This window comes from Fredinandcohnia onubensis, from assembly GCF_002734215.1.
In the GTDB taxonomy this organism is placed as follows: Bacteria; Bacillota; Bacilli; order Bacillales; family Bacillaceae_L; genus Ferdinandcohnia; species Ferdinandcohnia onubensis.
On sequence record NZ_NSEB01000007.1, the window covers coordinates 188200 to 197962 of the forward strand.

6 protein-coding genes are annotated in these 9763 nt (G+C 38.1%); 2 read left to right on the plus strand and 4 right to left on the minus strand.

Annotated elements, in window-relative coordinates; all coding sequences use genetic code 11:
- Positions 1–136: 136 nt before the first annotated feature.
- Entirely contained in the window at positions 137–2440 is a 2304-nt protein-coding gene (locus CKK03_RS09995) for a helix-turn-helix domain-containing protein (protein ID WP_099362441.1), read from the plus strand.
- 16 nt (positions 2441–2456) lie between these two features.
- Positions 2457–3356 (plus strand): pectinesterase family protein, encoded by a 900-nt coding sequence (locus tag CKK03_RS10000; RefSeq protein WP_099362442.1) that lies wholly within the window; start codon positions 2457–2459, stop codon positions 3354–3356.
- A gap of 28 nt (positions 3357–3384) precedes the next feature.
- Here CKK03_RS10000 and CKK03_RS10005 read toward each other — a convergent pair whose 3' ends face one another.
- Genes CKK03_RS10005 through CKK03_RS10020 form a run of 4 tightly spaced genes read right to left on the minus strand, consistent with a single transcriptional unit; the run spans position 3385 to position 9163 of the window.
- Positions 3385–4941 (minus strand): glycoside hydrolase family 43 protein, encoded by a 1557-nt coding sequence (locus tag CKK03_RS10005; protein WP_099362443.1) that lies wholly within the window; start codon positions 4939–4941, stop codon positions 3385–3387.
- Positions 4942–4989: 48 nt separating this feature from the next.
- Positions 4990–6543, minus strand: coding sequence for a glycoside hydrolase family 43 protein (locus CKK03_RS10010; protein WP_099362444.1), 1554 nt, complete (start codon positions 6541–6543; stop codon positions 4990–4992).
- Positions 6544–6583: 40 nt separating this feature from the next.
- Entirely contained in the window at positions 6584–7597 is a 1014-nt protein-coding gene (locus CKK03_RS10015) for an alpha/beta hydrolase family protein (protein WP_180271216.1), read from the minus strand.
- A gap of 33 nt (positions 7598–7630) precedes the next feature.
- A complete protein-coding gene (locus CKK03_RS10020; RefSeq protein WP_099362446.1) occupies positions 7631–9163 on the minus strand; it encodes a glycoside hydrolase family 28 protein in 1533 nt (510 codons plus the stop codon).
- Positions 9164–9763 lie beyond the last annotated feature (600 nt).

The following is a 9763-nucleotide window of genomic DNA, read 5'->3' on the forward strand; positions in this document are numbered from 1 at the left end:
TTATGAACACAATGTAACAAAATGATTATTCAAATTATGTACGCTTACATTTATAATAGAAGACATTCGAATATTACAGGGATGTTACAAACTTAATAATCATCCCCTCACATTTGAATAGATTTGGAGTGATTACATGAAACTTAAGCTACCAGGAACCTTCTTCCATAGGATGATTTTATTTGTAAGTATCTTGGCCATTATACCAGTCATTATTGTCGGAATATTTTCATTCCTTCGCTCAACCTCTGTTGTGGAGAATTATGTTGCAAAAGAAAAAGAACATAGTGTGTACCAAATCCAAACAAATGTAGAGCAGGTTATTAAGTCAGTGGACCAATCCCTGACACAGTTAGCAGCTTCATCAAAAATTATTGAATCATTAAGGGAACCGCTTACAACAAGACAATTCCAGCTATATAACCAGTTAAGGGACGATCTAAGTCATCAGCAAACATTCGATACACGTCTTACTGATATTGCTCTGATTAGTTTTCAAAATAACTGGCTTGTTAATAATTATGGTCTTCAACGATTATCTGAGGGACAACTGAACGAAATCTCCGATCGGTATCTTTCACTAAAGACAAGCTCTGTCTGGCTTTTAGAAAAAAACACGAAGGACCCTTTGTACAAACAACCGGCTTCCCGTGCTTGCGGCTATAATTTGAACCTAATTAAGAAAATACCTGCGATTTCTTCTAATAAAACAGGGATGATTATTGCGAATATACCGACATGTAGTTTTCGCGATATTTTAAAGAAGGACAACTCTTTAGAAACATTTTATATTTTAGACAAAAATGGAACCGTTGTCTTACACAACGAAACACAAAATGTAGGACAAGCTTTTGAATATAAAGACGTATTGTCTGAAAATACCTCCATTGAAGAAGACACCGGGCAATTTACGATTGCATCTGATAGTACAGACTATCTCTTTACCTATCGAAAATCGTTTTATAATGGTTGGACTTATGTTTCTGTCGTTGAACTTGGTGAACTAACAGCCCAATCAAGATCGATCGGATGGCTAACACTTGCCATCACCCTATTGATTGCTGGCGTTTCATTATTACTAGCTTTATTCGGTAGTAGAATAATCTATCAACCTATTAAACAATTACAAAATGTCATTTTACATTCATTAACTAATAAAGAAGAACGAAAAGATAAGAATGAATTTGTCTTTATTGAAAACCATGTAAAAGACATGATGAAACAAAATGATATATTAGAAAAATCATTATCAAACCAAATTAATCAACTCAAACAATTTTTCATGCACCGACTCTTAACTGGAAATGTTACAGATGAAGAGTTAGAAGGCAGAATGAAATATTTTGGCTATAACTTAGATTTTAAATGGCTCAGTGTTCTAACCGTTCAAATCGACAGTCTTGAAGGCACTTCCTATAAGCCAAAAGAAGAAGACGTTCTATTATTTGTTATTAATGGACTGGTTGAAGAAATGATTCCAAGTGATGAGCGTATGCTACCAATAGTTAATAAACAAACTCAAGTTACCCTATTGTTAAGCAACATAGAATCGAAGCATGAGTTTAATCAATATGTAAATGATCTTGCTGAACAAATTCAGAAAAAAATTAAAGAGGAATACAGTGTCCCTGTGAGTATTGGGGTAAGTGAACCTTTCATTAATGTGCTTGAGACGAGAACTGGTTATAAGGAGAGCCTAGAAGCTCTCAAATACACGCTAAAATATGGTACTGAATCGATTATTTTCTTTGAAAACCTTGAAATTGGAAAAGGATTGCACACATACTTCCCTAAGCGACTTGAAACTGAATTATTCGACTCGATCAAAGTGAACGACAAAGAGAAAGTCTATCGTTTACTCAATGAGCTAATTGATGAAATTTTCTCTGAGGATCTGAATCATATTCAATACCAAATTTCATTAGTTAGATTATTAAGCGATTTAATTGAGCTAATGCACACATTGGCAATCAATGTATTAGATTTAGAAGACAATCGTTCAATTTTTGAAAAGATCTATGAACTGAAGTCAAGAGAAGAGGTGAAGGACTGGTTTATCAACGTTATCATCGATCCCCTTCTTCAAAAGATTGATGACCGTGCTGAATCCCAGTATAAAACCATTTCAGAAAACATTGTTCACATCATTCATGAGGAATTTGAATCTAATATTACACTCGATATGATTGCGAATAGGTTACATTACAATCCGAATTATTTAAGCAGTATTTTCAGGAAAGAAATGAACATTTCATTTAGTGAATATTTATCCATGTATCGGATTAATATGGCAAAAAAATGGCTTGCTGAAACTGATATTTCAGTGAAAGAAATTTCAGATCGACTTAACTTTAATAACTCCCAAAACTTTATTCGCTCTTTTAAGAAAATTGAAGGAACGACACCTGGTAAATATCGTGAGTCTATAAGAGCGACCTAAGAAAGGAAATGTGTTCATGCAAAAACTAGTAGTCTCTCAACATGGAGATGGTGACTATTATACGATCCAAGCCGCGATTGACGCGGTTCGTGTCTTTCCACTGGAACCTGTAACCATTTATGTAAAAGAAGGTTTATACGAGGAAATCATAACTGTACCTGAAAATAAACCCAATATTACTATCATTGGGGCTGGAGAATACGAAACGATTATTTCAGGTAGTAAATTTGCCAAAATGAAAAACTCAGATGGGAATGAAATTGGGACATTTGAAACAGCTACTTTCCATGTATTTGCTGATTTATTCCAATTGAAGCATCTAACGATTCAAAATGTTGCCGGATATGGTGACGCTATCGGCCAGGCACTTGCCCTTTATGTAGCCGGAGATAAGTGTACATTTAACCATGTTAGATTATTAGCAAATCAAGATACTCTTTACACATCTAAGGGAAGACATTACTTCTCGGAATGCTATATTGAGGGGCATGTAGATTTCATCTTTGGCTCTGCTGTCGCTGTTTTTGAAGAATGTACGATTCATAGTCTTCGCAAGGGCTATATTACTGCTGCCTCAACTCCAAAGGAAAATAAATATGGGTATGTTTTCAAAAATTGTAGACTGACTGGGGCAAAGGATGCTTCTGAAGTGTACCTAGGACGCCCTTGGCGCCCATTTGCCCATACAGTCTTTATCAATACATGGATGGGTCAGCATATTCATCCCCTTGGATGGGATAATTGGCGAAATGAAGAAAATGAAAAAACAGCTCGGTATTCCGAATGGATTAGCATGGGTCCTGGAAGTGATTCCTCACACAGAGTTAGCTGGGCAAAATCATTAAGTGAAGAGGAAGCTTCCAAATACTCATTAGAAAATATTTTCCATACGAATGATCAGTGGTTACCAAAATAAGCTCCCAAATAGGGAGCTTATTTTTACATCAATTATCTAATCCGATGTACTCAAAATAATCAAAATCAGCATGGTTTAACGACTCAGTACCATTTGAACTTGCATACATTCCTAAATAAGCACCTGTAAAACCGCCTGCAACATCTGTACTTAAAATTCTTCCATCTACATCTTCTTTTAAGACTTGCCACTGTTCTGGCTCTTTTGCTACATAAAAATGATAGGACTGACCATATGCCTCAACTTTTAAATAAACTTCATTTTGTTGGTAAGGAGAGGATGCAAGAATTTCTTCTTGCCCCCCTTCTCTCTTTATCAATTTGATCTCAGATTGTGTATATTCTACTCGATAATGAAAATCACAGTTTTGTAATAATACAAGTCCTGCGACTTCATGCTTATTGTTCGGTGAGAATTCCATTTTTGTTCGAGCTGCAAAATTTAAATGGCGCTGTCTAAGACCAACAAAGGCAGGATTAACGGTTTCTGTGATCGTTTCAGCCTTCAATTGTAATCGCAAATAACCTGGGCGTTCCGTTAATGACCAAAAATCACCTCTTGGTGTTCGGATGAAATTCCACTGCATCTGTAGTTCCGGTAAGTCAAAATGATCACATGCTGGTGTGGTTTGCCATTTTTTCTCCTCTAAATTAGGCTTGATTCCTTCCATTTCAACAATACCTTTTCCTGGATTGACGACAGGCCACCCTTCCTCCCATTTGAGTGGGACAAGGAAAGACTCCCTACCTAGGTTTCGATATTCACCACCGTATGGACGTGAACCTAAACAAACCATCCACCATTCACCATTGTTTGTATCCACGATATCACCGTGACCCACATTGGAAATCGGGTATTCTCTTCCTAGATGCCGATGTGTCAATATCGGATTCGTTTTAGCACCTTCATACGGGCCCGTAACGGATTCGCTCCGCGCGACCGTAATGGAATGAGTAAAACCGGTGCCACCTTCTGCAATGATTAAATAATACACACCATCGACCTTGTATATATGTGGTGCTTCCTGGGCATGAACATTCTTTAATGCCCCATCCCAAAGACTGTATTTCTCACCGGTTAATTGCTTTGTTTCCAGATCTAGTTCCTGCAACCAGATTTCCATATGTTTTGGGTAAAGCTGCCCTCCTGGAGGTCGTCGATTTGCTGTCACATATACTTTTCCATCATCATCAAAAAACAATGATGTATCAATACCAGGGCAATCCTCTAACCAATATGGATCAGACCAAGGGCCTTCAGGATTTTCAGCTGTTACAAAAAAGTTTCTTCTTGCACCTGTTTGACTTTCTACGAAGGTTGTAATGACATAGAAGACACCTTCGTGGTAACGTATGGTTGCTGCATAGATTCCCTTTGAATTCGGTGTTCCATCAAGATTCAGTTGACTTGGTCTGGTGAGCACATGCCCGATTTGCCTCCAGTTTACCAAATCTTTGCTATGAAAGATGGGTATACCAGGAAAGTATTCAAATGTAGATGTGACTAAGTAATAATCATCATCGACTCGACAAATAGACGGATCTGGATAAAATCCTGGGATTATTGGATTTTTAAATGTAGACAATTTGTTCTCCCCTTTCTTCAAAACAGTAAAAGGGCAATGAATGCCCTTTTAGTTGTGAACTGAAAAATAGTCGAAATCTGCGTATCCTTTGCTATTCTCACGGTTGCCGTTATAACAATAAATTCCGATTTGAGCACCCACCCATTTTCCTGGTGTAGCTTTAAAGATGTCTTCTGCCTGTGCAAAGCTGATACCATCCTCACTAAAGCTAAATCTACAAATCGCTCCTTCATTTACTTCTACATGTAAAAATAGTTCATTTCCTTTGATTTTGCCGATACATTTTACATTTTGAAGTTCTTTCTCATCTCCCGTGACATAAAAAACACCCAGTTGATTTTCTAATTTCCTTACTTCGATTGAAGCATACTGTTCTCCTAGTACAAGTAAACCGCTGTGATCTTCACTAGATTCAGGAGAAAAAGTCAGTTTTGTTGTGACTTTAAACGTTTCTGCCGGAAATTTCTGTGTCATGACATTTGGAATATGATAAAGATTGGTTTCACCTGAATGGCCAACAGCATATAGCCTTAACGTTTGGTCCTTCAATTTGTACCAATGGGATTGACGATTTGCTTGCCATTGCCACTGAAGCCCTAATGTATCCGAAGTAAAATCATCACTCATATCCGGAACAACAACCTCGGAAGAAACTTGTGCTTTTGGTTTTTCCCATTGGATCACAGGTTCTCCGATTCCTGCATTATTTTGGTTTTGCCCCATTACTGGCCAATCGTTTTCCCAATGCATCGGTTGAAGGTGAACAATACGACCGTATGCTTCCTTATCCTGAAAGTGGAGAAACCATGATTCACCCGTTTCCGTCTCAACCCAACCACCTTGATGAGGACCATTAATATTCGTATTGCCTTGATGTAGAACAATCTTATCCTCATAAGGACCAAAGATATTTCTTGAACGCAGAATCGTTTGCCATCCAGTTGCAACCCCACCTGCTGGAGCAAAAATATAATAATAGCCATTTCGCTTGTAAAATTTCGGACCTTCAATTGTTGGATGGTGCTGGATTCCGTCAAATACATGAACACCCTCATCTAATAGCTCTGTTCCATCTGGTTTCATCCGACTTACATGGAGGATGCTTTTAAAACCAGTTCTGCTTTTTGCAAATGCATTGACCAAATATGCCTGACCATCATCATCCCAGAATGGGCATGGATCAATCCAGCCCTTGACCTCTTTAACTAAGTGTAATGGTGTCCATTCGCCCGCTGGGTCTACTGCAGTACTCATAAATATGCCTTCATCAGGTGCACTAAAGAACACCCAAAACTTTCCGTCGTGATAGCGAATACTAGGAGCCCATACGCCCTCCCCATGCCGTGGTTTATCGTAACTTGCGTACGGCAATGTTTGTGCCACATGATTAATAATCTTCCAATTTACAAGATCAGTAGAATGTAAGACCGGTAAACATGGTGACATATGAAAGCTTGAAGAAACCATATAATAATCTTTACCTACTCGTACAACATCAGGATCTGAATAATCTGCATGTAAAATAGGATTTTGATAAAAACCATTCTCTAAATCTGCTTGCCAAACATTCCGATCAGCAACACTTTTTTTTGCTTCCTTCATGTAAACAATCATCTCCATTATTAATTATTTGGATTTATTGTTACCTTACATCCAAGATTGAACAAAGCCATTCAAACGATTGCTCTCCACATATCTCATGACCACCGTCAAAAAAATGCGATCCTACTAGTTGTTCGCTGTTACGTTCTGAATAGATACTTTTAATCTCCCTAACTGCTTTTTCAGTTTCATTAATAGGAAAGAGATGATCTTGTTTTCCTGCTTCAATAAAGAGTGGCCGTGGAAAAATTAATGAGATTAACTCTGGCATTTCCGCCTCCTGCAAGATACCTGGTACATAATTATCTAAACAGTGCCTTCTGTGTATGATGCTTCCTTTGAATGTATTCGTATAGCAAGAAATAACAGTTGCAGTGATTCGTTGATCGAGAATAGAGGTGTAGGCAGCAACCAGTCCGCCTCCCGAAATCCCCATACAGCCAATGCGGGTTGAGTCAATTTCTTCTAGTTCTTCCATGAAATCTAAGACTTTTTGACATTCAAAAACACGAAGTCCTGCAAGTGTCTTTCCGTAAAGCAATAACTGACTCGCCAGTGAATAACAAGAATTATCAGATGGATTATCTCGGTCATCATTTGAATAGGTTCGTTCCCCAAAACCAATTAATTCTGGAGCCACAACGACAAATCCCCGTTTGACAAGTCCCACCGCAAAATCCTTATGCAATCCGGGATCCCATTTTCGATCATTTCCAGATGGGTCTAGACCCACAATATCTTTGTTTCCATATCCATGACCATGTAAGGCAAGAACCGCTGGAGCTTTTTTTCCGTTATTTTTTTTTGGTACCAACACATACATCTGCATCCTAACATTTGGTAGAGTTGTAATCTCAGCAGTATACCTTGTATATTGCTCATATTCCTTTTGTTCGACCATAGTAGGCTGTAGAGGTTCGTCATTTTTAAAGGTACCGATGCGTTCATGAAATTTTTCTTTTAAGGCTGTTTGCCATTTTTCATCATAGGTTTTCCTATCGCTTTTGACAGTGTCTTGATATAGGTCTTCCAAAAATGGATGGGTTACCCACATGTAAATCCCCCCGTTCGAATTGATCTGCATGTTTTATAGATCTTGTTTTAGAAAATTACTCTGCTCTTCGATTTGTAGATAGTTTTTGTTTGCCATTTGTGAAGCATAACCATCAACATTTTTATCTTCCACTCGTTTTAAAATGACTACTGGGGTAGAGTCATGCTGCTTTCTCATAGTAAAATGATCGATGTTAACATGCTGACTATCTTCAATTTGAAGGCCAGTACCCTGGCGTGTTTCTACACGAACATGATGGATATCTAAATTTGTAATGTATTTTCCAAAGATTCCTGCTCCAGCCATTATTAATTCCTCTTGAACCATATCTGGCTCTCCGCCCTCTTCATTTGGGTCCACCGTCATTTCGATGGTAGAATGAGAGATTGAAATATCGTTAATTGGTCTTTCTGGAAGCCCATATATAAAACCAGCAGCTGCTCGGCAGTTTCTAGCAGTGATATGACTAATTTGAATATGTTCGATTTCAGGTGTCTTTTCAGTAATTGGTTGTGCCTCAGGACTATTTACTGTTGGATCATTTTCATTTACACCATGGCGATAGAATGAATTAATCGCAATTGGACAGAATACATCCTCCATATAAATATTGTTCACGAGGATATTTTTCACATATCCGCCGCGTTCACGGTTTGTTTTAATTCGTACTCCACGATCTGTTCCAATAAAAGTACAGTTAGATATCGTCACATTTTGGATACCGCCAGACATTTCACTACCAAGGACAATTCCACCATGTCCATGGTGCATAGTACAATTCGTTACGACCACATTTTCGGTCGGCTTACCCACTCTTCGTCCATCCTCATTAATGCCGGATTTTATGACGAGGCAATCATCTCCAACGGCAAAATGGCAATCTGAAACACGTACATTAGTACAAGAATCAATGTCAAAGCCATCACCATTTGGTGTATCAGCTGGATTTTCAAATGTCACATTATGAACGGTTACATGATCGCAATAGACGAGGTGTGTATTCCAAAAAGGTGAATTTTTTAAAGTGACACCTTCAATTGTGACTTTTTTACAGTTCATCAATTGTAGTAAAGGTGGACGTAGGAATTGAGAATCCCATTCGACGAGATTCGTCTCAATAGGTTCCATAAAGTTCTGATTAAGTTGAGCAATTTTTTCTGTTGTTTTTGAAGCGTAAGCTTTACTATCTACACGAAGCTGTCTATTAATCAACCACCATGCTTTTCCTTGTCCGTCAAAAGAACCTTCTCCTTTGATGGCCACATTCGTAAGGTTATCTCCGTAAATTAGTGGAGAATACCCATAACATTCATAGCCAGACCAACGTGTCTTGACAGGCTGATAACGATCAAATTCATCCGAAAAAGTAATCGTTGCTCCTGCTTCTAAATAAAGGGTAATATTACTTTTTAGTACAATTGGACCCGTCAAATAGGTGCCAGATGGTACAAAAACAGTTCCCCCTCCGCTTTCTGCACACTGATTAATTGCCTGAGCAATAATTTCCGTGTTATCTGTACGATTATCTCCAATCGCTCCTAATTGTGTGATGTCTATAAACGCCATTCTATTCCCTCCAACACTACCATTTATCGTTTTGCTTCTTGGTGATCTACAAGTTACGTGATTTGCGGTATAGCATTTATCGTTTTACGAAGCTGTCATATACCGATTAACTCATTGCGGTATATCATTTATCGTTTTACGACTCGATGCTATACCGATTAACCCGCTTGCGATATAACATTTATCGTTTTACGACTCAATGCTATTCCGATTAGCCCTTTTGCGGTATACCATTTATCGTTTTACAGCTTGATGCTATACCAATTAACCCGCTTGAGGTATACCATTTATCGTTTTACGACTCGATGATATACCGATTAATCCTTTTGCGATATAGCATTTATCGTTTTACGACTCGATGCTATACCGATTAACCCTTTTGCGGTATAGCATTTATCGTTTTACGACTCGATGATATACCGATTAACTCGCTTGCGGTATACCATTTATCGTTTTACGATGTGGTCATATACCGATTAACTCGCTTACGATATACCGTTTATCGTTTTACGATGTGGTCATATACCGATTAACTCGCTTACGATATACCATTTATCGTTTTACAGATCAATGCTATACCGATTAACCCGCTTGCGGTAT

Coding starts and splice junctions, on each gene's coding strand:
- CKK03_RS09995 (WP_099362441.1), top strand. CDS start 137: ATGAAACTTAAGCTACCAGGAACCTTCTTCCATAGGATGATTTTATTT.
- CKK03_RS10000 (WP_099362442.1), top strand. CDS start 2,457: ATGCAAAAACTAGTAGTCTCTCAACATGGAGATGGTGACTATTATACG.
- CKK03_RS10010 (WP_099362444.1), bottom strand. CDS start 6,543: ATGAAGGAAGCAAAAAAAAGTGTTGCTGATCGGAATGTTTGGCAAGCA.
- CKK03_RS10015 (WP_180271216.1), bottom strand. CDS start 7,597: ATGTGGGTAACCCATCCATTTTTGGAAGACCTATATCAAGACACTGTC.
- CKK03_RS10020 (WP_099362446.1), bottom strand. CDS start 9,163: ATGGCGTTTATAGACATCACACAATTAGGAGCGATTGGAGATAATCGT.